The organism is Methylorubrum rhodinum, assembly GCF_014199935.1.
Lineage (GTDB): Bacteria > Pseudomonadota > Alphaproteobacteria > Rhizobiales > Beijerinckiaceae > Methylobacterium > Methylobacterium rhodinum.
The window spans coordinates 101,484-127,149 of sequence record NZ_JACHOP010000003.1 but is presented as its reverse complement, the minus strand read 5'-3'; the positions used below and the strand labels follow the sequence as shown (position 1 = coordinate 127,149).

Genomic DNA, 25,666 nt, shown 5'->3' with positions numbered 1-25,666 from the left:
CGTCGCACTCGACGGATCCGGCCAAGATCTTCCAAGTCTTGATCGAGGCCGGTGCAACAAGGGGACAGGACGATGCGACGCGACGGACAGGGGGCCCGGCGGCGGCACCCGCGATCAGGGACGAGGGGCAAGACGGCCGGGCTGCTCCTGGCCGCAGGCCTCGCCCTCGGTGGGCCGGGCGCGCAGGCGCAGCAGGCCTCGCCCGTGGGTCAGTTCAACGACCAGACCCAGCCGCGCACCGATCCCGCCATCGCCGCCAAGCCCGGCGACCCCGTCCGCGTCGGACCGCTCGCCCCCTGGGCCACCGACATGGCCGCCCGCGGGCTCACCTTCGACATCAACATCTACGACTTCTACCAAGCCAACCCCACCGCCGGCCTGCGCCGCGGCGAGCAATCGAACTCGGCCTACTTCGTCCTCTCGATGAACGCCGACATGCAGCGGCTGGCCAACATCGCGGGCGGCACGATCAAGTTCACCCAGACCTTCTTCGGCCTCGTGCGCAACCTCAACATGGCCGCCGACATCGGCGACACCACGGTCGGCTACCAGCCGCCCTACACCCCCAACAACAACCGCCTGTCGCTGCTCACCTACGAGCAGAAGCTCCTCGACGACCGCCTCGTGATCGAGCTCGGCCGCACCCACCCGGACCGCTACTACGGTCTGCCGCCGTGCAACTCGATCAATTCCTGCTTCCAGGACCTGTTCTACTTCAACGCCGGCTTCACCTCGCCGCTGTTCGCGGTCTGGGGCGCCAACGTCGCCTACCAGATGTCGCCCACCAGCTACATCCAGGCCGGCGCCTTCACGGTGAACCCCAACACCAACGTGCTCTCGGGCTACGACTGGGGCTACGAGCGCATCTCGGGCGCTCTCGTCATGACCGAGATCGGCACCAAGACCACCTACGCCACCCATGCCTATCCCGGCCGCGTCTCGCTCACCGGCTTCGTCAACACCGCCGACCACGACGACAACTTCAAGACCGTGTTCGGCACCTCCAAGGGCCTCAACCCCGGCGATCCGGTTCTGCAGAAGTCCGGCACCTCGGGCGTCGTGCTCACCGGCACCCAGACGGTGTGGCGGGCCGATGCCGGGCTGATCACCAAGGGCGACGTGAACCTGCACCCCACCGCGATCTCGCTCTACACCGGCACCGGCTACGCCTTCGACCCGACGATCCCGATCCGCTTCAACTCGTTCTTCGGCGTTCTGCTGGAGGCCCCCGACCAGAGCCGGCCCAACGACACCTACGGCCTCAAGGTCAACTGGCAGCGCCTCAACGAGAACTACACCCAGTTCCTGGCCGACGCGAACTTCATCTCCGGCGGCTCCGGCGCCCCGTATTCGCGCGACAAGCTGATCTTCGAGGCCAATGCGCACCTCGACATCGGCAAGGGCGTGATCCTCGAGCCCGTCGTCCAGTACGTCGTCAACCCGAACTCGTTCTGGAACCCCTACACGGCGCGCCGCGCCAAGGACGGCTTCTACGGCGGCTTCACCCTCGTCGTGCCGCTCGGAACCCTGCTCGGCCTCGCGCCGGGCTGATCGCCCGCGCGTCGCGCCGTCATCTGACACCAACCGGCGATGACGGTGACTCATCGCCGGTTGCCCCCGCGACTGCGGGGCGGCGGGCCCCGCCGAGCGCACGGAACAGGACCATCGGTCCTGTTCCGTGCAGACTGGTATGACATCGTCGCAGGGCGATCGCAGAGCGCGATCGCCCTGTCCGTTTGGGAGCCATCGCGCGCGACCCATCGTCGGCGGCGGCGATCGAAGCGGCCCTGCGCGGCCATCTGGCCGGAGCCTTGCTCCGACGTCGCGACGTTGCGGCGGCCGCAAATTCGGCGCGGTCGACCTGCCTAACGTCGAGGCACGATGGCCCGCTCGCGGGCACGAGGAGTTGGCGTGACGCTTCCCCGAATCCTGACGCTCGAGAGCCTGCGCACCCTCTACGCCGCCGGCACGCTGACGCCGCTCGATGTCGCGGAGGCGGTCGCCGACCGCATGGAGGCCTGGGCCGACCCGGCCGTGTTCATCACCGCCGTGCCGCGGTCCGACCTCGCCGCCGCGGCCCGCGCCCTGATGGAGCGGCACCCGCAGCCGAACTCCCTGCCGCTCTGGGGCGTGCCCTTCGCGGTCAAGGACAACATCGACGTCGCCGGCCTGCCGACCACCGCCGCCTGCCCGGCCTTCGCCTATCGACCGGACGCCGACGCCCACGTCGTCGCGCGGCTGAAGGCGGCGGGCGCGCTGGTGACGGGCAAGACCAATCTCGACCAGTTCGCCACCGGCCTCAACGGCACCCGCTCGCCCTACGGCGCACCGCGCAGCGTGTACTCGCCGGAGCACATCTCCGGTGGGTCGAGTTCGGGCTCGGCAGTGGCCGTGGCGGCGGGGCTCGCCGCCTTCGCGCTCGGCACCGACACCGCCGGCTCGGGCCGGGTGCCCGCGGCCTTCAACAACCTCGTCGGCATCAAGCCGACGCCGGGCCTGCTCGGCACGTCGGGCCTCGTGCCGGCCTGCCGCAGTCTCGATTGCATCAGCGTCTTTTCCGCTTGCGTCGCCGATGGCCTCGCGGTGCGGCGCATCGCCGAAGGGGTCGATCCGGCCGACGCCTTCTCGCGGACCATCCCGCCGGTCGCCCTGCCGCGGGCGCCGCGCTTCGGCGTGCTGACCGGAGCCGAGCGGGAGTTCTTCGGAGACACCGAGACCGAGCGGCTCTACGAGGCGGCGGTCGAGCGTTTCGCGAGCCTCGGCGCCACGCCGGTCCCGTTCGACTACGCCCCCTTACGCGAGATCGCGGCGCTCCTCTACGGCGGTCCCTGGGTCGCCGAGCGGCTCGCGGCGGTGGAGGACTTCTTCGCCGCCAACGCCGACGCCTTCGATCCGAGCGTGCGGGCGATCGTCGAGTCGGCCAAGGGGTTCAGCGCCGTCGACGCGTTTCGCGGGCGCTACCGCTTCGAGGCCCTGAAGCGGCGCGCGGAAGCGATCTTCGCGGATGTCGATCTGCTGCTCCTGCCGAGCGCGCCGACGACCTACACGGTCGCCGCGATGCGCGACGACCCAATCACGCTCAACAGCCGGCTCGGGCTCTACACCAACTTCGCCAACCTGCTCGGGCTCGCGGCCATTGCCGTGCCCGCGGGCTTCCGCGCGGACGGTCTGCCGGCCGGGGTGACGCTGATCGGGCCGGGCGGCAGCGACGACGCGCTCGGGCCCTTCGCCGACGCACTCCATCGCGGCGCCGCCTGCGGCGCGGGGCTCGACCGGGCGGCGTCCTTTCCCGCGGTCGCGCCTCCCGAACCGGAGGGCATTCCGCTCGCCGTGGTGGGCGCCCACCTCTCCGGCCTGCCGCTGAACGGCCAACTTCGCGAACTCGGCGCCCGGCTCGTCGGGCCGGCCCGCACGGCGGGCGATTACCGCCTCTACGCCCTGCCGGGGACCCAGCCGGCCAAGCCCGGCCTCCTGCGCGATCCCAACTACGAGGGGCCGGGGCTCGACATCGAGGTCTGGACGCTGGCGCCGGCCGCCTTCGCCCGCTTCGTCGCCGCGATCCCGGCGCCGCTGGGCATCGGCCGCGTGACGCTTGCCGACGGCCGCGCCGTCAGCGGCTTCCTGTGCGAGGCCTACGCCGTCGCGGGGGCCGAGGAGATCACGGGCTACGGCGGCTGGCGCGCCTACCTCGCCCGCGCGGGCGGGTGAGGCACGGGCACGCGCGCTTCCTGCGGGCGAAGGCCCGACGCCTTGGCCTGCGCACCCGCGAGGACGAGCCGCAACACGGCGCGGAGGACGGCGGTGATCCGATGCATCGCGGGCATTCCTTCGGGCGGCCCCTTGCCGCGCGGCGAGCGCGGCAAGTCCCGGGCCACGCGAGGCTCTACGCGTCGAGGATCGCGACGAGGTCGCCGCCGCGGAGCGTCCGGCCGGGCTGGGTCCGGATCTCGCGGACGCGGCCGGCGACCGGGGCGGCGACCGGCACCTCCATCTTCATCGATTCGAGGATCGCCACGGTCTGGCCGGCGGCGACGGCCTCTCCCTCACTCACAAGAAGCTTCCAGACATTGCCCGGCACCGTCGTGGGCACGCCCACGCAGCCCGCGGGAATCTCGCCGGCCTGCGCCATCGGGCCCTCGTCGGTGACGAAGCTGTCGAGCCCTTCCGCCTTCCAGCGCTCGCGCTCGGCGTCGAAGGCCGCCTGCCGCCGGGTTCGGGCGGTCTCGATCTCGGCGGCGTTGTCCGCGAGCATGGCGCGATGCGCGGCGTAGGAGAACGTCGCCTCCTCGATCCGAACCGGATAGGCCCCGTGCGGAAAGGCGGCGCGGGCTTCCGTGAGTTCGTCGTGCGAGACGGGGAAGAAGCGGATGCGGTCGAACGGCCGCAGCAGCCACGGGTGGCCGGGGACGAATTCGCGGGTGGTGCGCCACGTGTTCCAGATCTGGATCGTGCGGCCGAACAGCTGGTACCCGCCCGGCCCCTCCATGCCGTAGATGCACATATAGGCGCCGCCGATGCCGACCGCGTTCTCCGGGGTCCAGGTGCGGGCCGGGTTGTACTTGGTGGTGACCAGCCGGTGGCGCGGATCGACCGGGGTGGCGACCGGCGCGCCGAGATAGACGTCGCCCAGCCCCATCACGAGGTAGCTCGCATCGAACACCGTTCGCCGCACGGCGTCCTCGTCGGGCAGGCCGTTGATGCGGCGGATGAACTCGATGTTCGACGGGCACCAGGGCGCATTGGGGCGCACCAGTTCCTGATATTTGCGCATGGCGAGTTCGGCTTGCGGGTCGTTCCACGACAGCGGCAGGTGGACGACACGGCTCGGGACGCTGACATCCTCGGCGGCCGGCAGGCCGGCCTCGATCTCCCGGAGCAAGCCGAGGAGATGCGGGCGGGGCAGGGCGGTGCCGTCGTAGTGGATCTGGAGCGAGCGGATGCCCGGCGTCAGGTCGATCAGGCCGGGGAGGCGAGCGGCGCGCACGGCCTCGGCCAGCAGATGCACCCGCAGCCGCAGGCCGATGTCGAGGGCCATCGGGCCGTACTCGACGAGAAGGTTGTCGTCGCCCTGGCGGCGATAGGCAACCGGGACCGGGCCGGAGGAGTCGCTGGCGAGGATAGGGGCACCGCGCGCAAACCCTCCCCCCTTCGCGGGGGAGGGTGCCCGCGGAGCGGGCGGGAGAGGGGTCGGCTCCGCACTATCCGGAAGCGGCGCTCCCCTCTCCCGACCCCCTTCGGGGGCCACCCTCCCCCGCAGAGGGGGGAGGGTTTCTGTCGGTGTCTCGTCCGCCGGCCGCGCCTCCGGCCGGAACCTGACCGTATCCCCCGGCCGCAACTGGCCCATCTTCCACAGCTCGTCCCGCGCGATCACCGCCGGGCAGACGAAGCCGCCCAGGCTCGGGCCGTCGGGGCCGAGCAGGATCGGCATGTCGCCGGTGAAGTCGATGGCGCCGATGGCGTAGGCGTTGTCGTGCAGGTTCGAGGGATGCAGGCCGGCCTCGCCGCCGTCGGGGCGGGCCCAGCGCGGGGTCGGGCCGATCAGGCGCACGCCGGTGCGGGCGGAGTTGAAGTGGACCTCGTAGGCCGCCGAGAACAGGTCGGCGATGTCCGCCTCCTGGAAGAAGTCCGGCGCGCCGTGCGGGCCGTAGAGGACGCCGATCTCCCATGCGTGGGTCAGCAGTGCCGGCTCCGGCGCAGAGGCCGCGACCTCCGGCGCCTCGCCGCAATGGAGCACGTCGCCGGCCTTCAGCACGCCGGTGGCGTGGCCGCCAAAGGCGCCGAGCGCGAAGGTGGCGCGCGAGCCGAGCACGACGGGCGCGGCAAAGCCGCCGCGCAAAGCCAGATAGGCGCGCTGGCCCGGCCCCTCGATCGGACCAACCGCGAGCGTCTGCCCCGCCGCGACCGCGAAGGCGCGGCCGTGCGGCTGGGGCTCCCCGTCGAGGCTCGCCCTCATGGCCGCACCCGAGAGCGCCACCACGGCGTCGGTGTGGAAGCGCAGCGTGGGCCCTGAGACCGTGAGTTCGAGGGCGCAGGTGTCGCCGTCGTTCCCCACCAGCGCGTTGGCGTGGCGGAAGGAGCGGGCGTCCATCGGACCGCTCGGCGGCACGCCGACCTCCCATAGGCCCAGCCGCCCGGGCAGTTCCTGAAGGCTCGATTGCGGGCCGGGCAACAGCACCTCGATGCTGCGCGGGCGGTAGGCGAGGTCGCGCAGAGCGGTCGTCGCGACGCGCCCGCTGGCGAAGAGATCGGAGGCCGCGATGGTGCGCAGGTAGTCGAGATTGGTCTCGATGCCCGACACCGCCGTCTCGGCGAGCGCCGCCTTGAGCGCCGCGATCGCCGCCGGCCGGTCATCGCCGGTGACGATGATCTTGGCGAGCATTGGATCGTAGAACGGCGTCACCTCGGTGCCGGTGGCGATCCAGCCGTCGATGCGGGCCGACTCCGGAAACCGCACCTCGGTCAGCAGCCCGGCGCTCGGGGCGAAGTTGGCGTGCGGGATCTCGGCGTAGAGCCGGGCCTCGATCGCGGCGCCCTGCGGGACGAGCGTCCCGGCCTCTCCGATCGGGTCCTCGCCCGCGGCCTGGCGCACCATCCATTCCACGAGATCGATGCCGAACACCGCTTCCGTCACCGGATGCTCGACCTGGAGCCGGGTGTTCACTTCGAGGAACGAGAAATCCTCGCGCTGGGGATCGTAGATGAACTCGACCGTGCCGGCGGAGGCATAGGCGACGCTCGTAGCCAGCGCCACCGCCGCGGCGTGGAGGCGGGCGCGCACGGCATCCGAGAGGCCCGGAGCCGGCGTCTCCTCGATCACCTTCTGATTCCGGCGCTGGAGCGAGCAGTCGCGCTCGCCGAGCGCGACCACGCGGCCCTTGCCGTCGCCGAAGATCTGCACCTCGACGTGGCGGGCCTGCGCCACGAAGCGCTCCAGATAGACGCGGGCATCGCCGAAGCTGGCGCGCGCCGTGCGCTCGACCGCGGCGAAGCGCTCGGCCAGCTCTTCGCCTGAGTGGCAGAGCTGCATCCCGATGCCGCCGCCGCCCGCCGTGCTCTTGAGCATGACGGGATAGCCGATGGTCTCGGCCGCGCCGAGTGCCGTATCGACGTCCGGCAAAAGATCGGTGCCGGGCAGGAGCGGGACGCCGCTGGCCTTGGCGAGATCGCGGGCGGTGTGCTTGAGGCCGAAGGCGCGCAGGTGCTCCGGGCGCGGCCCGATGAAGACGATGCCCTCCGACGCCAGCCGCTCGGCGAAGCCGACGTTTTCCGAGAGGAAGCCGTAGCCGGGGTGCACCGCCTCTGCGCCCGTCGCTTTGCAGGCGGCGATCACGGCCTCGACGTCGAGATAGCTCTGCGCGGCGGGCGCGGGCCCGAGCCGCACGGCCTCGTCGGCGGCGAGCACGCCGGGGGTGAAGCGGTCGGCGTCCGAATAGACGGCGACCGACGCGATGCCCATGCGCTTCAAGGTGCGCACGACGCGGGCGGCGATCTCGCCGCGGTTGGCGACCAGGACCTTGCGGAACATGCGGATCAGCCCTCGCGCACCGTCACGCGGATCAGCGTGGGGTTGAAGCCGTTGCAGGGGTTGTTGATCTGCGGGCAGTTCGAGATCACGCAGATCACGTCCATCTCGGCCTTGAGCTCGACGTAGTCACCGGGCGACGAGACGCCGTCGACGATGGCGAGCCCGCCGTCCTGCTCGATCGGCACGTTCATGAAGAAGTTGATGTTCGGCACGATGTCGCGCTTCGACAGGCCGTATTTCGCCACCTCGATGCAAAAATTCTCGCGGCAGGCGTGGAGATACTTCGTGGCGTGGCCGAAGCGGACCGTGTTGCTCTCGCAGGAGCAGGCCCCGGCGGAGGTGTCGTGGCGCCCGCAGGAATCGGCGGTGACGGTGAGCATCACCCGGCCCTCGTTCGACATCACCCGCGTGCCGGTGGTGACGTAGGCCGCGCCCTGCGCGCGCACGGTGTCCTGCGAGGAGTAGCGCTCGGTGAGGTCGTCGGCGCGGTAGAACAGGGTGTCGATCGCCTGGCAGCCTTGGCTGTCCTCGATGCGGATGATCTGGCCGGCCTTCACCAGCGTGGAGAACGGGGCCTGCGCGGGCACGACCTGATCGAAGAGCGCGGTCACGGAGTCGGTCATCGGGCTCGCTCCCTTTAGAGGCCGGCGAAGGCGTTGTTCTCGAAGCCGCGCACGGCCTCGATGGTGGCAGTGCGGCAGAGGTCGTCCGCGGCGGGCTGCGGTGCACGGAAGCGGGTGATCGCGACCGGGTTCGGGGCGTAGGCGGGCGCCGGATCGAGAGGATGCGGGCAGTTCGAGAGCGCCACCGTCAGGTCCATCTCGGCGCGCAGGTCCACGAAATCGCCCGCCGCGCGGCCGGCCTCGTTCCAGGCCAGCCGCCCCTCCGGCCCGACACTCACGGGGGCGAAGAAGGTGATGCAGGCCGGAATGTCGCGCCGCTCAAACCCACTTTTCAGGGCGGCGAGCACGAAGTTGTCGCGGGTGTTGCGGTGGGGGCCGCCCGGATAGCGGGCCGCGTTCGAGGCGGTGTTGGAGCCGCCCATCAGCGCGTCGTGCGCAGCGCAGGAATCCTCGACGAGCGAGAGCATCACTCGGCCCATGTCGGAGAACAGCACCCGGCCTTTGCGGAGTGCGGCGGTCCACTGCACCTTCACGGTGTCGGCGTAATTCAGCCGCTCGCTCGGGTCCTTGGCCGACCACGCCACGAGGGCGACGCTCGACGGGCCGTGGTCGAGGGCGATCCGCAGGGCCTCGCCGGCCTTGAGCGCAGTGGTCCAGTACCAGCCGCCGGGCACCGTCTCGCGGTGGAGGATCGCCGCCTCGTCCAGCGGCACGCCGCCCCGCGGGCTCGGGCCCGGCAGGGCGCGGGGGGCGTGGCCTTGGCCCGCCCGCTTCAGCTCTTCGTAGCGGCGGCGGTTTTCCGCGATGACGCTCTCGTCCGACATGCTCGTGTCTCCGATGAATCCGGGTCGTCCCGGCACTGGAGCCCTGTCGCGGCCGGGCCGTCCCAGCGGGCGTTTTTCGGGTTTCGGCGATCCCTCATCCCACCCATCCCCCTCATCCTGAGGTGCCGGAGCGAAGCGGAGGCCTCGAAGGAGGGCTCCAGAAGTCGCGCGGCGGGCTGGAGCCCTCCTTCGAGGCTGCTTCGCAGCACCTCAGGATGAGGGGAGTGGGTGGGATGGGGTTACGGGGTCGTGGGCGCCTCGTAGAAGGCGAAGAGCTTGCGGGCCGGCTCGACGATCTCCCAGGTGCCGGTGAAGCCGGCGGGCGAGACGAAGGCGTCGCCGGCGCGGAAGGTGGTCTGTGCGCCGGCCTCGTCGGTGACGACGATCACGCCTTCGAGGAGGTGGCAGAACTCGCTCTCGGTGAAGACGACCCGCCACGTGCCCCGCTCGGCCGCCCAGGAGCCGGCGGAGAAGCGCCCGTCCTCGCTGGTGAAGTGGAGCGTGGCGGTCTGGACCGGATCGCCCGCAAGGATGCGCTCCGGTGCCGGCCGGTAGGTCGAGGGTTCGGCGGCGGAGGTCGCGAAGGCGATGACCTTCTTCATCGGGGTCTCCGCCTAGAACAGGTGGCTGTAGCGCTCGATCTCCCACGGGCTCACCGTGAGATGATAGGCGTTCCACTCGTCGCGCTTGTAGCGGATGAACTCGTCCCGCAGGCCCGCCCCCAGGGTCTTCTCGACCAGGGGGTCGGCGGCGAAGGCTTCGACGGCTTCCTGAAGGGTCTGGGGCAGGAAGCCGATGCCGCGCGCGCGCCGCTCGCCGTCGCTCAGTTCGTAGAGGTTGTCCTCGTTGGGCTCGCCCGGATCGATCCGCTCGCGCACGCCCTCCAGTCCCGCCGCGAGCACCAGGGCGGCGGCAAGGTAGGGGTTGACCGCCCCGTCGGCGTTGCGGCTCTCGCAGCGCCCGCCGCCGGCCGGCACCCGCACCGAGTTGGTGCGGTTGTTCGAGCCGTAGGAGTTGAACACCGGCGCCCAGGAGAAGCCCGCCATCGCCCCCTGGCGCACGAGGCGCTTGTAGCTGTTCACGGTGGGCGCGAAGGCGGCGCAGAGCGCGCGGCCGTGGCGCAGCACGCCGCCGATGAAGTGGTAGCCGGTCTCGGTGAGCCCCAGGCCGCGGGGATCGTCGCCCGGCGCACAGGCGAACAGGTTGCGGCCGGTCTCGATGTCGGCGAGCGACATGTTGAAGTGGGCGCCGTTGCCGGTGCGGTCGGCGAAAGGTTTGGGCATCATCGTGGCGATCAGCCCTTCCTCCTTCGCGTAATGCTTGGTCATCATGCGGAAGAAGGTCAGCCGGTCGCACATCGTCAGCGCGTCGGCGTATTGGAAGTCGAACTCGAACTGGCCGTTGGCGTCCTCGTGGTCGAAGGAATAGAGGTCCCAGCCGAGGTCGTTGATCGTGGTCGCGACCTTGTCGAGCCAGGAGAAGTTGTCGACGAAGCCGCGCACGTCGTAGCAGGGCTTCACCAGCTTATCGTCCGGCACCGGCGTGTGCAGCGAGCCGTCGGCGGCCTGGCGCAAGAGAAAAATCTCGCACTCGATGCCGAGGTTGAAGCCGAAGCCCATGGCCTCGGCCTGCTTCAGCACGTTCTTCAGCGCGACGCGGGTCGAGAGCGGGTAGGGCTTGCCCTGGAAGGTCAGGTCGGCCGGCGCCCAGGCGAGCTTGGGCTCCCAGGGCAGCGGGATGACGCGGGAGAGATCGGGGACGGAGGCCAACTCGTCCTCGTTCGGGGCCTGCCCCAAACCGTCGAGGGCATAGCCGGTGTAGCGCTCGGAGCCCGCCGCCATCTGCGGCAGGTGGTCGAGCGGCACCACCTTGGCCTTCTGCGCGCCGTGGATGTCGACATAGGCGCCGATGACGTATTTCACGCCTTTGCTGCGCAGGTCGTCCTGCACGGCGCGGATGGCCGGATCGATGTCGGTCGCGTGGCCCATGGTTCAGGCTCCTTGGCGGGGGACGGCCGGGCCGTCGTAGGAATGGGGAAGGGGCGGGGTCTCGGTCAGCCCGCGGCGGACGAGCGCCGACAGGTCCTCGACCATCCAGGCGAACAGCTCGGCACCCTCGGCGGCATTCGCCTGCGAGGGCGAGCCGGTGACGCCGTTGCGGCTGGTGCGGTTGACCGGGTGGGCGAACACCAAGCCCCCGGTGCGGTCCGGGTCGTCGGACTCCGCGATGCGGTCCTCGCGCACCAGGGCGGGGGCCACGGCCTGCATCAAAGCGGTCTCGGCCCGGTTGGCGTGCCAATCCTCGGCGTCGGCGAAATGGGCGGCGCGCACCCGCTCGCTGACGGTCGCGGTGTTGACGAGCGCCACCATCAGGTCGTCATGGGCGGCGCGCAGGAGTTCGACGGCGCAGCGCAGGGGCGCGGCGTTGGTGACGTGCGCGTTGACGAGGAACAGGCGGCGCACACCCGAATGATAGGCCTGCGCGCCGATCTGGCGGACCAGATCGGTCATCAGGAGCGGATCGAGGGCGAGGGTGCCGGGCCAGCGCCGGGAATGGCCGAGCGAGCAGCCGTAGGGCAGCGTCGGCAGCATCGGAACGCCCGTGCGGGCCGAGACCGCCCGGCAGACTTCATCGGCCAGCACGAAATCCATGCCGCAGCCGAGATGCGGCCCGTGCTGCTCGGTGGCGCCGATGGGGAGCAAAGCGGCCTGCGCGGCTCCCGCGAGATCGCCGGGGATTTCCTCCCACGTACGCTCGGACCAGAGAACGGCGGTGTTCATTCGACCTCGTCCCCCACGCTCGCCATGCGGGTGACCATGTCGAGGCTCCCCAGGTCGGCCGGGCCGTCGGCCTCGGCCTCCGCCGGGTGGATCAGCGCGTCGAGCCGGGCGCGGGTGGCGCGGAACTCGGGCGTGAGCATCTGGCCCGGATGGCGGGGGCGCGGCACCGGCACCTCGATCAGCTCCTCGACCTCGCCGGGATGGGCCTTCAGGACGAGGATGCGGTCGGCCAGCGTCACCGCCTCGTCGAGGTCGTGGGTGATGAAGACGATGGTGATGTCGATCTTGCGCCAGATCTCGATCAGGTAGGCCTGCATCCGGGCGCGCGACTGGGCGTCCAGCGCCGAGAACGGCTCGTCCATCAGGAGGATGCGGGGCCGCATGGCGAGCGCGCGGGCAATCGCCACGCGCTGCTTCATGCCCCCCGAAAGCTGGTGCGGGTAGGCGTCGGCGAAGCGCTCCAGGCCGATCAGCGCCAGCCATTGCAGCGCCTCGCGCTCGGCGACATGCCGGGACTCGCCGTTCTCCTCCAGCCCGAAGGCGACGTTGCGCTTCACCGTGAGCCACGGGAACAGGGTGTAGCCCTGGAACACCATGCCCCGGTCGGCGCCGGGCCCCGAGACCGGCACGCCGCCGACGCTGACGGTGCCGGAGGTCTTGGTCTCCAAACCCGCGAGGATGCGCACGAAGGTGGACTTGCCGCAGCCGGACGGTCCGACGACGCAGAGGAATTCGCGGCGATGGGTGACGAGATCGATGTCGCGGAGCGCCACGGTCTCGCCGCCGTCCGCGTTGCGAAACACCTTGCCGAGACCATCGACCCGCATCGCGACGTCGCGGGCCTTCAGCTTGTCGAAGCGGGCGCGGACAGACTCGCACTGGGTGCGGTAGTCGCACGGCTCCGGGGTCAGGGGGATCGGGGCGGCGCTCATGCTTCCGCCCTCGCGTAGGGAAAGAGCCGGCGGCCGATGAGCGCGAGCGCGATGTCGGTGGCGATGCCGATGAAGCCGATCACCAGGATCGCGGCGTAGACGTTGTCGAAATGCTGGTAGCGGGCCTGCTGCGTGATGAAGAAGGTGATGCCCGACGAGGTGCCGATCAGCTCGGCGACGATCAGGTAGGTCCAGGCCCAGCCGAGCAGGATGCGCTGGTCGCGGTAGAGCTGCGGCAGCACCGCGGGGACGACGACGCGGCGGATGAGCCGGAGGTTGCGCGAGCCCATGGTGAGCGCGGCCTCGATCAGGAGCGGATCGACCCGGCGGGTGGTGTTGGCGATGACCAGCACCTGCTGGAAGAAGGTGCCGATGACGATGATGGCGATCTTCGGCCCGTCGTAGATCCCGAGGATCGCCACCATCAGCGCGCCGAAGGCGGGGGCGGGCAGGTAGCGCACGAACTCGATCACCGGCTCGGTCAGCCGGGCGATGGTCGGTTGCGCGCCGCACAGCACGCCGAGCGGCACGCCGACGATCGACGATATCGTGAACCCCCAGAAGATGATCTGGATCGAGTGCCACAGGCTGGCCGGCAGCCAGATCGCGTCGCGCTGGGGCGGGGCGGCGGTGAGCGTGGTCCAGAGCGCCACCGCGACCTCGTGCGGGGCGGGCAGGTAGACCGGGTTGGCGGGCCGGCCCGCGGGCGCCTCGGTGCCGGCGTTCGCGGAGGCCGCGACCTCGTCGGCAAAGGCCGCCTTCGGCACCCGCATGCCGGGCTCCATCCAGGCGACCTCGCCGGGATTGGTCACCTCGACGAGCGGATGCCAGAGGAAGGGGATGTAGGAGACCGCCGCCCACAGCCCGAGCGGCAGCAGGAAGGACAGCAAGGTGAGCGCCAGCCGCCGCCGCGGCGGGAGCGGGCGCGGCACGCCGACCCAAGAGCGGCGTCGAGGGCGGCGCGCCCGGCCCACCGGGGCCGCCGCCCCCGCCACCGGCGGGAGCGGGGCGAGCGACGCGGGCGCGGCGGCGTCGGCGTCGGCGAGCGGGGGAAGGGGGCGGGCGCGCATCCTCACGTCCTCACTTGCCGTCGGTGAGGGCGGGGTCGATGTAGCTCTTCACGTCCTGCGGGGTCTTGTAGACCTCGAACTTGACGTTGAAGGCGTCGGCATGCCGGCTCGATCCGTAGAGCGAGCCGAAGCCGTCGGCGTCCTTCATCACCGCGCGGCCGTCGGCGAGCCGCATCAGCTTGGTGCCCTTGAGGAAGCGGGTGAAGGTCGCGGGCTCGATCCCGACCTTGGCGGCCATGATCGCCACCGCCTCGGGTTGGGTCTTGGGGTCCTCGATGTAGTCCACCACCCGGTCCCACAGGCCGACGAGCTTGATCCAGTCGGCGCGCCGGCCCGCGAGGCTCGCGGGCGTCACCGTCACCACGTCGTAGATCAGGCCGGGCCGGTCGGCGGAGGTGTAGAGCGGCCGGGCGCCTGCCGCGCCGCGCATCGCCTGACCGGCGATCGGCTGCCACGCGCCGATGGCCGCGACATCGCCCGAGGCGAGCACCTGCGGCGTCTCGTTGGTCTTGGCGTTGACCAGCGTGACGTCGGTCTCCTTGATGCCGGCCTTCTGCAGGCCGTCGATGAGAAGGAGATGCTCGACGAGACCGACTTCGAGGCCGACCTTCTTGCCCTTGAGGTCGGAGAGCGACTTCACCCCCGGCTTGCCGACGATCATGTCGTTGCCGTTCGAGTAGTCGGTGAGCAGGATCATGACGTTCTTGGCGCCGTTGCCGCCCATCACCAAGGCGTCGCCGTTGGTGCAGGTCACCGCGTCGAGCTTGCCCGCCGAGAAGGCGTCCATGGAGGCGGAGTAGTCGAACCACTCGAACTTGGCCTCGACCCCGGCCTCCTTGAGCCAGCCCTTGTCGATGGCGACCTGCCACGCCACCCAGCCGGGCCAGTCGCTGTAGCCGATGCGCAGCGGCTCGGCGGCCAATGCCGGGCCTGCGAGCAGGCCTGCGGCGAGCGCCAGGGCGGACAGGCCGCGCCGGGCGCCTGCGAGACAGCCGGTGATCAGGGTCGGGATGCGCATCTCTCGTCTCCACAAGGAACGGGGGGGCGGGCAGGCGCGCGCTCGGAGCCCGGTCGAGAGACCGGGACGCGACAGGCCTGAATGCGAAGGGATCGAGGGCGGCCTAGACGGCGCAGCCCGAGGCCGGGCGCCGGCGCACGCGGCTCTTGGAAGAAGGCAAGATCGAGGACAGCATAGATTCCCTTCCTGAATGAAGGGATTGCACAAGACCACCGCCTGCCAATCCCTTGGCCAGTGAGGTCTCCCGGGCTTTTATCCCGCCGTGCATCCGGGCGGATGTCTCCCGCCGCGGCGACCGCTCTCGGACCGTTCGCATCGCACTCGATGCAGGAACCCTAGCGATCAACTCGGCGTCATTGATAATCTTTCGATAAAGATCAGGTCAATTCGCTTCTGTTTCGCGACTGCATCATTTTTGACATCAGCTGCGCAAATTTTTACCCTTATGCGATCTCGGGCAGCAGAGAGCTTCCGCGCCGCGACGATGCCCGGTTCCGGTGGGCATGAACGGGAATCGCGGCACGATCGGAGGGTTTGCAGCGCAATTGCATTCGCCCTGATCGTAACGGCCTGCAGTTGAACGACAATGTTTCTCCTGATAGTACTATTATTTTTGATTGTGGCCAATGAAATTTGGAGCATAATATTATTCAATTCGGCAAGCCCGGAGCGGTCCTGAATAAAAATTGATGATCGAGCATTGATATGTCGAGATGCTATCTCAGATTATGTTTGACTTGACCTTCAGAGATCGAGCCTTGTTGAAGGGGGCGCGCTCCAAGCCTCACCGTCATCCTGAGGTGCGTAGCCGAAGGGGGCCTTTCGTTCGAAGTGCCCCCGGTGCCAGGGGCGACCACCGCCGCATCTGGCCCGGGACTTGCCCCGTTCCCGCGACTGCATGCAGACCGTGCGCGGAAGGGTCGGGTCGATAGGGCAGGTCACCATGGTCTGCCGCCCCGTCGGCCGGATTCTCGCGGGCCGAGGCATCGAGCACCTGCCAGCGGGGAGGCGGAACGCATCCGTGGACGTCGTATCCGGCCCGACCGCATCGAAGCCGGCGGCTCCAGATCTTTGATTTCCCGCGCAGTCCTGCCACGAATCGAACAGCCGCGTCGTCGGATTGCACTCCCTCGGGCCTGCCCATGGACCTCGACACCATCACCGCCGTCCTGACGCCGCGCGGGCCGGACGAATGGCCCGAATGGCGCGCGGGCGATGCGTGGCTTGCGGGCGGGACCTGGCTGTTCTCCGAGCCGCAGCCGGGGCTAACCCGGCTGATCGACATCGCGGGCCTCGGCTGGCCGGCGATCGAGCGGGACGAGACGGGCCTGCGCTTGTCGGCGACCTGCACCATCGCCGAACTCGACCGGCACGAATGGCCGGCCGCGTGGATCGCCGCGCCGCTCGTCGGGCAATGCTGCCGGGCGCTGCTCGGCTCGTTCAAGATCTGGAACCGGGCGACCGTCGGGGGCAATCTCTGCATGGCGTTGCCCGCCGGGCCGATGATCGCGCTCACGGTCGCCCTCGACGGCACGTGCGTGATCCGGGGCCCGGACGGCGCCGAACGGCGCCTGCCCGTCCTCGATTTCGTGCGCGGGCCGCAAACGACCGCCCTGCGGCCCGGCGAGCTGCTACGCCGCATCGACATGCCGGCGGCGGCGCTGCGGCGCCGCACGGCGTTCCGGCGCCTCTCGCTCTCGCCCAACGGCCGCTCCGGCGCCCTCGTGATCGGCACGCGCGATGCGGACGGCTTCGCCCTGACCGTGACGGCCTCGACGCCGCGGCCCTATCGATGGCGCTTCCCCGGCCTGCCGGAGGCGGCCGGCCTGCGGGCGGCGCTCGCCGCGATTCCCCATGACGGCTGGTACGACGACGTGCACGGCGCGCCGGACTGGCGGGCCCACGTCACCGGGCTCCTCGCCGAGGAGATCAGGCAGGAGCTGTCACGGTGAGGCTGACGGTCAACGGACAGACGCAGGACGCACCATTCCGGCCGGGGCAGTGCCTGCGCACGCTCTTGCGCGATCTCGGCTGGTTCGGGGTCAAGAAGGGATGCGACGCGGGCGATTGCGGTGCCTGCACGGTCCATCTCGACGGCGAGCCGATTCATTCCTGCCTGCTGCCGGCCCACCGGGCGGACGGGCGCAGCGTCACCACCATCGAGGGGCTCGCCGGCCCCTGCGCACCGGGCGCGCCGCCGCCGGAGACGCTGCATCCGATGCAGGCGGCCTTCGTCGCGGCCCAGGGCTTCCAGTGCGGCTTCTGCACGCCGGGCATGGTCATGACGGCCGCCGCCCTCGACCAGGGCCAGCGGCAGGACCTCGCGACCGCGCTCAAGGGCAATCTCTGCCGCTGCACCGGCTACCGGGCGATCCGCGACGCGGTGGCCGGGATCGGCCATGTCGAGACGCAGGGGGATGCGCGCGGGGAAGGGATGGGGCCGGTCGGGTGCAGCCTGCCCGCGCCCGCGAGCCTCGGCGTCGTCTCGGGCCGCGCCGCCTACACCCTCGATCTCGCCTTGGCCGGCCTGCTGCACCTGAAGGTGCTGCGCTCGCCCCATGCCCATGCCGAGATCCAGTCGATCGACCGCGCGGCGGCGCTGGCGGTGCCGGGCGTCGTCGCCGTGTTCACCCACGAGGACGCGCCGAAGACCCGGTTCTCCACCGGGCGCCACGAGGACCCGCGGGACGACGCCGCCGACACGCGGGTGCTCGATTCCGTGATCCGCTTCGTCGGTCAGCGCGTCGCCGCCGTGGTGGCCGAGAGCGAGGCCGCCGCGCAAGCCGGCGTGCGGGCGCTCGTCGTCGAATACCGCCCGCGCCCGGCGGTGTTCGACCCGGAGGAGGCGCTGCGGCCCGGCGCGCCCCTCGTCCACGATCCGGCCGACCACGGCCCGCCTTCCCCCGGCGCCGACGCGCCGCCGCTCCGCGCGCATCCGAACCTCGCGGCGGAGGCGCATGGCGAGGTCGGCGACGTCGAGGCGGGCTTCGCCGCGGCCGACCACGTCTACGAGGCGGACTACGTCTCGCAGCGGGTCCAGCACGCCCATCTCGAGACCCACGGGGCGCTGGGCTGGCGCGACGAGGCCGGGCGCCTCGTCATCCGCGCCTCGACCCAGGTGCCGTTCCTGACCCGCGACGCGCTCTGTGCGCTGTTCGCGCTGCCGCGGGATCGGGTCCGCGTCGTCTGCGGCCGGGTCGGCGGCGGCTTCGGCGGCAAGCAGGAGATGCTGGTCGAGGATCTGGTGGCCCTCGCCGTCCTGAAGATCGGCCGCCCGGTGAAGTACGAGACGACCCGTTCCGAGAATTTCTCCGCCGCCACCACGCGCCATCCGATGCGGGTGCGGGTGAAGATCGGCGCCCGCGCCGACGGCCGGCTCACGGCGATGTCGCTGAACGTTCTCTCGAACACCGGCGCCTACGGCAACCATGCCGGCGGCGTGCTGCATCACGGCTGCAACGAGAGCATCGCCGCCTATGCCTGCCCCAACAAGCGGGTGGAGGGCTATGCGGCCTACACCCACACCCTGCCGGCCGGCGCCTTCCGCGGCTACGGGCTGAGCCAGACGATCTTCGCCGTCGAGTCGGCAGTCGACGAATTGGCCCGCGCCTTGCGGATCGATCCGTTCGCGATGCGCCGCATCAACGCGGTGCGGCCGGGCGATCCCGTGGTCTCGACGAGCCTCGAACCGCACGACGTGCATTACGGCTCCTACGGGCTCGACCAGTGCCTCGACCGGGCGCAGGACGCGCTCTCCGCCGATCCGGGCGCGCCGCCCCCCGGCCCCGACTGGCGCGTCGGCGAGGGCATGGCGATGGCGATGATCGACACGATCCCCCCGCGCGGCCACTTCGCCGACGCCCGCATCCGGCTGGAGCCGGACGGGCATTACGCGCTCGCCGTCGGTACGGCGGAGTTCGGCAACGGCACCAGCACAGTGCACGGGCAGATCGCCGCCCAGGCGCTCGCCACCACGCCGGACCGCATCCGCCTGATCCAGGCCGACACCGACGCCGTGCCCCACGACACCGGCGCCTACGGCAGCACCGGGATCGTCGTGGCCGGACAGGCCAATCTCTTCGCGAGCACGGCGCTCGCGGTCAGGCTCCGGGAGGCGGCCGCGGCGAAGGTCGGGGCCGATCCCGCCGCCTGCCACCTGACCCGCGACGGCGTCGAGACGCCCGCGGGCCGCGTTCCGCTCGCCGCCTTGGCGGAAGGCGGGCCGATCGAGGCCGAGGGCCGCGCCGACGGCACGCCGCGCTCGGTCGCCTTCAACGTCCAGGCGTTCCGCGTGGCCGTGCATCCGCGGACCGGCGAGGTGCGCATCCTCAAGAGCGTCCAGGCGGCGGATGCCGGCGCCGTGATGAATCCGGTGCAGTGCCGCGGTCAGGTCGAGGGCGGCGTCGCCCAGGCGCTCGGCGCCGCGCTCTACGAGGAGGTCCGCCTGGACGACGGCGGCGGCGTCCTGACCCAGACCTTCCGCAACTACCACATTCCGGCCTGCGCCGACGTGCCGGTCACCGAGGTGATCTTCGCCGACACCCACGACGCGGTCGGGCCGCTCGGCGCCAAGTCGATGAGCGAGTCGCCCTACAACCCCGTCGCCGCCGCGCTCGGCAACGCCATCCGCGACGCCACCGGCGCGCGCCTGACCGCGACGCCGTTCGCACCGGATCGGATCTTTCGCGCCGTCATGGCGGCGGGGGCGGGCGCAGGGGACTGAATCGGACGGAGGGTGGCATGGACATGAAGCGGGACGAGATCGCGGCGCCGGGCTCTCCGACCCCGAGCCCTGCGGCGCCGCACCTGCTGGAGCGCCTGTTCAAGCTCTCCGAGCACGGCACGACCGTCCGCACCGAGGTGCTGGCGGGGCTGACCACCTTCCTGACGATGGCCTACATCGTCTTCATCAACCCCAACATCCTGGCGGATGCCGGGATGCCGAAGGGCTCGGTCTTCGTCGCGACCTGCCTCGTCGCGGCGCTCGGCTCGATGGTGATGGCGCTCTACGCCAACTACCCGATCGCGCTGGCGCCGGGCATGGGGCTCAACGCCTACTTCACCTACGTCGTCGTGCTGGGCATGGGCTACACGTGGCAGGCGGCGCTCGGCGCGGTGTTCATCTCCGGCTGCCTGTTCCTGCTCGTCACCCTGACGGGCCTGCGCTCGGTCATCGTCGACGGCATCCCCCGCTCGATGCGCATCGCCATCACGGTCGGCATCGGGCTGTTCCTGGCGATCATCGCGCTCAGGAACGCGGGCGTCGTCGCGGCGAGCCCGGCGACCTTCATCACCATCGGCGACCTGCACAAGCCGTCCACGGTGCTCGCCGTCATCGGCTTCCTGATGGTCGCCACGCTCTCGGTCCGCAAGGTCAAGGGCGCGCTCCTCGCCTCGATCCTGACCATCACGACCTTAAGCTTCCTGTTCGCCGACAACACCTTCCAGGGGATCGTGTCGCTGCCGCCCTCGATCGAGCCGACGCTGTTTTCCCTCGACATCAAGGGCGCGCTCACCGGCGGCATCCTCAACGTCGTGCTGGTGTTCTTTCTCGTCGAGCTGTTCGACGCCACCGGCACGCTGATGGGCGTCGCCAGCCGGGCAGGCCTGCTGACCGAGGGCAAGATGGACCGGCTCAACAAGGCGCTGATGGCCGATTCCTCCTCGATCTTCGCCGGTGCGCTGCTCGGCACGTCGAGCACCACCGCCTATCTGGAGAGCGCGTCGGGCGTCGAGGAGGGCGGGCGCACCGGGCTCACCGCGGCGACCGTGGCCGTGCTGTTCCTGGCGTGCCTGTTCTTTTCGCCGCTCGCCGGCTCGGTGCCGGCCTACGCCACCGCGCCGGCCCTGTTCTACGTCGCCTGCCTGATGCTGCACGAACTGGTCGATCTCGACTGGGACGACCTCACCGAGGTGATCCCGGCCTGCGTGACGGCACTCCTGATGCCGTTCACCTACTCGATCGCCAACGGCGTCTCCTTCGGCTTCATCACCTACGCGGTCCTCAAGCTCCTGACCGGCCGCGCCCGCGACGTGAAGCCGGTCGTCTGGGTCATCGCCGCGGTGTTCCTGTTCAAGTTCGTCGAGAGCGGCGGCGCGCATTGACGGCCATGAGCAGCCGACCTCCCGAATCCGTCCGGGCCCTGCGCGGGCAGGCCGCGAGCCTCACCGGCAACCCGTTCCTGGCCGAGGGCTGCCTGCAGCACATCGCCGACGCGCTGATCCTGATCGAGGACGGGCGCATCGCGGCCGTCGGCGATTTTTCGGAATCCGCCCACCGCATCCCGGCCGGCACCGAGATCGTCGCCTACGAGAACGCCCTGATCCTGCCGGGGCTGATCGACACCCACGTCCACTATCCGCAGCTCCAGATGATCGCCTCCTACGGCGAGCAGCTTCTGGCGTGGCTGGAGAAGTACACGTTTCCCGCCGAGCTGCAGTTCGCCGACCGGGCCCATGCCGAGCGGGTCGCGAAACTGTTCTTCCGCGAGATCCTGGGGGCGGGCACGACCACCGCGATGGTCTATTGCACGGTCCATCCCGGCTCGGTCGAGGCGTTCTTCGCCGAGTCCGAGCGGTTCAACACCCGCATGATCGCCGGCAAGGTTCTGATGGACCGCAACGCCCCGGCGGCGCTCCTCGACACGGCGCAGCGCGGCTACGACGAGAGCAAGGCCCTGATCGCGCGCTGGCACGGGCACGGGCGCCAGCATTACGCCGTCACCCCGCGCTTCGCGCCGAGCTGCACGCAAGCCCAATTGGAGGCCGCCGGCACGCTCCTGAAGGAGCACGAGAACCTCTTCCTGCAGACGCATCTGTGCGAGAACACGGACGAAATCGCCTGGGTGCGCGAACTCTTCCCCGAGCGGAACAGCTACCTCGACGTCTACGCCCAGGCCGGCCTCGTCGGCCCGCGCTCGGTGCTCGGCCACGCGATCCACGTGTCGGAGGAGGATTTCTGCACCTGCCACGCCACCGGCGCGGCGATCGCCCATTGCCCGACCTCGAACGGCTTCCTCGGCAGCGGCCTGTTCCAGCTGTTCGACGCCCTCGATCCGAGACGCCCGGTCCGGGTCGGGCTCGGCACCGATGTGGGGGCCGGCACCACGCTCTCGCTGCTGAAGACGCTCGGCGACGCCTACAAGGTCGCGGCGCTCCGCGGGACAAAGCTCGACGGCACCAAGGCGCTCTGGCTCGCGACGCTCGGCGGGGCCGAGGCCCTGCGCCTCGACGACCGCATCGGGCGGATCGCGCCGGGCTACGACGCCGACCTCTGCGTGCTCGATCTCGCGGCGAGCCCGCTGCTCGGCTTCCGCACCGGCACCTGCACGAGCATCGAGGAATTGCTGTTCGTGCTCCAGACGCTGGGCGACCACCGCACGGTGCGGGCCACCTGGGTCGCGGGCGAGCCGGTCTACGACAACCGGCGCGCAGGCGACCCGCTGCGCTATCCAGAGGCGGCCGCCTGAGCCGGTCGCCGCAGCCTCACGCGGTGCGCTCCGAAAAAATCGCCTTCTTGACGATGGCGTGGACGCCCCAGTTGCCGTCGACGACCTGGGTGATGCCGAAATCGACGGCGATCGACATCAGCGAGACCGCCTCGTCCTCGGTCAGGCCCTTCGCGTGCATCAGGAACTGGCGCATCTTGCGGAAGGCGTCGCGCATGGCGAGGTCGATCGACGACTTCTGGAAGATCGCGCTCTGCGCGTCCGGCCCGAGGTCCTTGAGGTAGTTCGGGTAGCTGAAGCCCGAGAGCACCCAATCGTCCTTGGTCTCGATCATTGGGAAGTCGAGCGCCTCCAGCGAGGTGCCGGCGAGGTCCGTCTTCTTGTGCAGGATGAACTGGAAGGTGCCGGTGAGCGAGCACTCGATGGCGGTGCCGCACAACTCGGAATCGCCCTGGCTGGCATGGGGATCGCCGACCGAGAACAGGGCGCCGGGCACCGCCACGGGGTAGTAGAGCGTCGCCCCCTTGCCGATGCGCCAGTTGTCGATGTTGCCGCCGGTGTAGCTCGGCGGGATCGAGTTGACCCGCTCGGCTTCCGACGGCGCCAGCCCCATCGTGCCGAAATGCGGGCGGATCGGCACGCGGATGCCCTTGAGCACGTCGTAGGTGCGCGTCGTCCGGGTGTGATCGACCGGAAGGCCCGGATAGTCGATCGTCGGATGGTCGAGCCCGTCGGGGTCGGTCACGCCGGGCCAGGGGAAGCTGTAGACCGCCTTGGCCCAGTCGCGCCCTCCCGTGGCGTCGACCTCGTAGATGGTGACGACCTCGCGCTTCTTGCCGCCGAGCATGTCGTTGTAGTGATAGCCCCACCACGCCGCCGCGTTGCTGCCGAAGGTCAGGCCCTTGAACTTCGGGTTGGCGGAAGGCCGCGGCGTCACGTCGAGGATGCGGACCTCCAGCACGTCGCCGGGCTCGGCTCCGCGGATCGCCACCGGGCCGGTGCAGATATGGACGCCCAGTCCTCCGCCGGGGCCGAACTTGGCATCGTCCGGCCCGGCACCGCGGCGGGCGACGCCCTTCCTCTCCTTGGTCCAGAGGAAGACGCTCTCTGCGCCGGGATCGCCCGTCACCATCCGCTCGGCGTCGTCGTTGGCGTGGTGCGTCAGCGTCTCGATGGTGACGAAGTCGCCGGACGCAATCTCGACCTGCGGCTTGAGGCTCTTCGAGAAGTAGCCCCAATGCACGGTCTCGGCGGTGGCCGGCAGGTGGTAGTGGGCGGCCTTCGCGGCGCCCATCCTGGCACCGGCCTCGGCCAGGGCCGGGCTCACCAGCGACAGCCCGCCCGCCGCCATCGCCGCCGCGCCGCCGGTGGCGAAAAAGCCGCTCTTGAGGAAGGCGCGCCGCTCGGGCTCCATGTCGCGCCGGTAGCGCAGCCGGTGCTCGGCGAAGGCGGCGCAATGCGGATCGTCACCCAGACACATGGTTCGTCTCGTTTCCCGACCGAGGAGGCGGGCGGGCGGCATGCAAGGGCACGGCCAAGCCTCACGCCGCCGTGAGCGGCGGCGCGCCCTGCCGCGTCCGTGCGACGCATGGCACGATGCATGCCCGAACCTGCCGAGGACCGAGGGGCACCCGATGACCGACGCGACGCCGCTGAACCGCTTCTCCGTCGAGCCGCTGGCCCGCATGACCCGCCGCCTCGCCGCCGTGGCCGCGGGCCGCGCGGAACCCGACCTCGTGCTGACCGGGGCGCGGGTGCTCTCGACCTATTCCGAGCGCATCCTGACCGAGCGCGAGATCCGCATCGCGGGCGGGCGCATCGCGGCGGTGCTGCCCGCGGGCTCCTACAGGGGCGCCGCGCCCGTCCGCGACGTGGCGGGCGGGCTGATCGCGCCGGGGCTGGTCGATCCGCACCTGCATATCGAGAGCAGCATGGTGACGGCCTGCGCCTATGCGGAAGCGGCGCTGATCAACGGCACCACGACGATCGTCTGCGACAGCCACGAGATCGGCAACGTGCTCGACCGCGACGGCGTCGCATGGATGCTGGAGGATGCGCGCGAGGCCCCGCTCAACATCTACCTCACCGTGCCGAGCACCGTGCCGGCGACGAGCCCCACGATCGAGACCGCGGGCGGCGACCTGACGCCGGAAAAAATCGCGGCCCTGTTCGATGCCTGGCCCGAGGCGCTCGGGCTCGGCGAGAAGATGGATTTCGTCGCGGTGGCCGAGGGCGATCCCCGCGCGCACGCCATCATCGCCGCCGCCCTGGAGCGCGGGCGCCCGGTCTCGGGCCACATCTACGGGCGCGGTTTCGTGGCCGCTTACGCGGCGAGCGGCGTCACCGACACCCACGAGGCGATCGACCGCGACATCGCCGACGACCTCTTGGAGGCCGGCCTCTGGATCTTCCTGCGCGGCGGCCCGCCGACCACGCCCTGGCACTCGCTGCCCGCGGCCATCGGCACGATCACCGATTACGGCGCCGCCTGGAAGCGCGTCTGCGCCTGCACCGACGACCGCGACGCCGACGACCTCCTGGCCTTCGGTCTCGACTGGGTGGTGCGCGAGGCTTTGCGGATGGGCATCCCGAAACCGGCGGCGTGGGCGATGGGCTCGCTGCACCCGGCCACCCGCTACGGCCTCGACGGCGAGATCGGCGGCCTCGGCGGCGGGCGCCGGGCCGACCTCGTGCTGCTCGACGACGACCTCGTCCCGCAGGCGACGTGGTACGGCGGCGAACTCGTCGTCGAGGACCGCAAGCCCACGCCGCGGCTGGAGGCGGCCCTGGCGCGGCCCTACCGCTATCCGGCGCCGGCCTACGCGACCGTGCGCCTGCCCGATCCGCTGCCCGCCCTGGTGCCGCCGCTGCCCACAAGCCCGTGCACGGTCAACGCGATCCGCACGACCTTGCCCGGCATCGAGCTGGTCCACGAGCGCGTCGCGCTTCGTTCCGGACCGGACTGGGCCGCGACGCTGTCCGCACACGATCTCTGCCACGTCGCGGTGGTCGAGCGGCACGGGCGCGGCGGCGGGGTGGCGCACGGGCTGCTCTCCGCCTTCGGCCTCCGGCGCGGGGCGGTGGCGAGCAGCGTCGGCCACGATTCGCACAACCTGATCGTCGCGGGGCTGAACGAGGCCGACATGCGGGTGGCCGTCGCGGCGCTCGCCGAGGCGCAGGGCGGCGTCTGCGTGGTGGAGGACGGAACCGTCGTCGCGATGGTGAAGCTGCCCGTCGCCGGGCTGCTCTCGGACGAGCGGGTGGGCGTGGTCGCCGAGGCGATGCGGGGGCTCAAGGCGGCCTGGGCGGAGGCCGGCTGCGCGATCCCCTATATGGGTTTCAACCTGATCCCGCTCTCGGTCATCCCGCAGATCCGCATCACCGACAAGGGTCTCGTGCTGGTGCCGGAGATGCGGCAGGTGCCGCTGTTCGAGGCGGCGTAGGGC

Annotated in this window: 17 protein-coding genes and 1 riboswitch; of the genes, 7 read left to right on the top strand and 10 right to left on the bottom strand. The window is 70.7% G+C overall.

All coding sequences use genetic code 11. From position 1 onward, the window contains the following. The first annotated feature begins 72 nt into the window (after positions 1 to 72). Positions 73 to 1,551 carry a carbohydrate porin gene (locus tag HNR00_RS04975; protein WP_183565821.1) on the top strand — a complete coding sequence of 493 codons (1,479 nt, stop codon included), beginning with the start codon at positions 73 to 75 and terminating at the stop codon, positions 1,549 to 1,551. 360 nt (positions 1,552 to 1,911) lie between these two features. Further along, entirely contained in the window at positions 1,912 to 3,708 is a 1,797-nt protein-coding gene (gene atzF, locus HNR00_RS04970; RefSeq protein WP_312885999.1) for an allophanate hydrolase, read from the top strand. A gap of 175 nt (positions 3,709 to 3,883) precedes the next feature. On the opposite strand, the gene uca is transcribed toward atzF, so the two are convergent. From uca to HNR00_RS04925, 9 genes are all read right to left on the bottom strand, one after another. Next, entirely contained in the window at positions 3,884 to 7,525 is a 3,642-nt protein-coding gene (gene uca, locus HNR00_RS04965) for an urea carboxylase (RefSeq protein WP_183565815.1), read from the bottom strand. A gap of 5 nt (positions 7,526 to 7,530) precedes the next feature. After that, on the bottom strand, positions 7,531 to 8,148 hold the full coding sequence (locus HNR00_RS04960; RefSeq protein ID WP_183565812.1) for an urea amidolyase associated protein UAAP2: 618 nt from the start codon (positions 8,146 to 8,148) through the stop codon (positions 7,531 to 7,533). A 14-nt stretch (positions 8,149 to 8,162) separates the two neighbouring features. Further along, entirely contained in the window at positions 8,163 to 8,972 is an 810-nt protein-coding gene (locus HNR00_RS04955) for an urea amidolyase associated protein UAAP1 (protein ID WP_183565808.1), read from the bottom strand. A gap of 239 nt (positions 8,973 to 9,211) precedes the next feature. Beyond that, the gene (locus HNR00_RS04950; protein WP_183565805.1) at positions 9,212 to 9,574 is read right to left on the bottom strand and encodes a cupin domain-containing protein; all 363 of its coding nucleotides are present in this window, start codon (positions 9,572 to 9,574) and stop codon (positions 9,212 to 9,214) included. Between the two features lie 12 nt (positions 9,575 to 9,586). Further along, a complete protein-coding gene (glnT, locus tag HNR00_RS04945; RefSeq protein WP_183565802.1) occupies positions 9,587 to 10,960 on the bottom strand; it encodes a type III glutamate--ammonia ligase in 1,374 nt (457 codons plus the stop codon). Positions 10,961 to 10,963: 3 nt separating this feature from the next. After that, positions 10,964 to 11,752 carry a creatininase family protein gene (locus HNR00_RS04940; RefSeq protein WP_183565799.1) on the bottom strand — a complete coding sequence of 263 codons (789 nt, stop codon included), beginning with the start codon at positions 11,750 to 11,752 and terminating at the stop codon, positions 10,964 to 10,966. Next, positions 11,749 to 12,684 (bottom strand): ABC transporter ATP-binding protein, encoded by a 936-nt coding sequence (locus HNR00_RS04935; protein ID WP_183565796.1) that lies wholly within the window; start codon positions 12,682 to 12,684, stop codon positions 11,749 to 11,751. The genes HNR00_RS04940 and HNR00_RS04935 overlap by 4 nt, the downstream gene beginning before the upstream one ends. Continuing rightward, the gene (locus HNR00_RS04930; protein ID WP_183565793.1) at positions 12,681 to 13,754 is read right to left on the bottom strand and encodes an ABC transporter permease; all 1,074 of its coding nucleotides are present in this window, start codon (positions 13,752 to 13,754) and stop codon (positions 12,681 to 12,683) included. The genes HNR00_RS04935 and HNR00_RS04930 overlap by 4 nt, the downstream gene beginning before the upstream one ends. 10 nt (positions 13,755 to 13,764) lie before the next feature. Continuing rightward, the gene (locus tag HNR00_RS04925) at positions 13,765 to 14,772 is read right to left on the bottom strand and encodes an ABC transporter substrate-binding protein (RefSeq protein WP_183565790.1); all 1,008 of its coding nucleotides are present in this window, start codon (positions 14,770 to 14,772) and stop codon (positions 13,765 to 13,767) included. 239 nt (positions 14,773 to 15,011) lie between these two features. Then, positions 15,012 to 15,122, bottom strand: a riboswitch (guanidine-I (ykkC/yxkD leader). A 792-nt stretch (positions 15,123 to 15,914) separates the two neighbouring features. Between HNR00_RS04925 and HNR00_RS04920 the strand changes: the two genes are divergently transcribed. Genes HNR00_RS04920 through guaD form a run of 4 tightly spaced genes read left to right on the top strand, consistent with a single transcriptional unit; the run spans position 15,915 to position 22,241 of the window. After that, positions 15,915 to 16,724: an FAD binding domain-containing protein gene (locus tag HNR00_RS04920; RefSeq protein ID WP_183565787.1), complete on the top strand. Its 810-nt coding sequence runs from the start codon at positions 15,915 to 15,917 to the stop codon at positions 16,722 to 16,724. Further along, positions 16,721 to 19,495, top strand: coding sequence for a molybdopterin-dependent oxidoreductase (locus tag HNR00_RS04915; RefSeq protein WP_183565784.1), 2,775 nt, complete (start codon positions 16,721 to 16,723; stop codon positions 19,493 to 19,495). Before HNR00_RS04920 ends, HNR00_RS04915 begins: the two co-directional genes overlap by 4 nt. Before the next feature lie 17 nt (positions 19,496 to 19,512). Further along, positions 19,513 to 20,877, top strand: coding sequence for an NCS2 family permease (locus tag HNR00_RS04910; protein WP_183565780.1), 1,365 nt, complete (start codon positions 19,513 to 19,515; stop codon positions 20,875 to 20,877). 5 nt (positions 20,878 to 20,882) lie between these two features. After that, positions 20,883 to 22,241, top strand: a complete 1,359-nt coding sequence (guaD, locus tag HNR00_RS04905) for a guanine deaminase (RefSeq protein WP_183565777.1) — start codon at positions 20,883 to 20,885, stop codon at positions 22,239 to 22,241. A gap of 16 nt (positions 22,242 to 22,257) precedes the next feature. Here the strand turns inward: guaD and HNR00_RS04900 are convergent, their stop codons facing one another. Beyond that, positions 22,258 to 23,700 carry an acetamidase/formamidase family protein gene (locus tag HNR00_RS04900; protein ID WP_183565774.1) on the bottom strand — a complete coding sequence of 481 codons (1,443 nt, stop codon included), beginning with the start codon at positions 23,698 to 23,700 and terminating at the stop codon, positions 22,258 to 22,260. A 154-nt stretch (positions 23,701 to 23,854) separates the two neighbouring features. Between HNR00_RS04900 and HNR00_RS04895 the strand changes: the two genes are divergently transcribed. Beyond that, positions 23,855 to 25,663 carry an adenine deaminase C-terminal domain-containing protein gene (locus HNR00_RS04895; protein ID WP_183565771.1) on the top strand — a complete coding sequence of 603 codons (1,809 nt, stop codon included), beginning with the start codon at positions 23,855 to 23,857 and terminating at the stop codon, positions 25,661 to 25,663. The last annotated feature ends 3 nt before the right edge of the window (positions 25,664 to 25,666 follow it).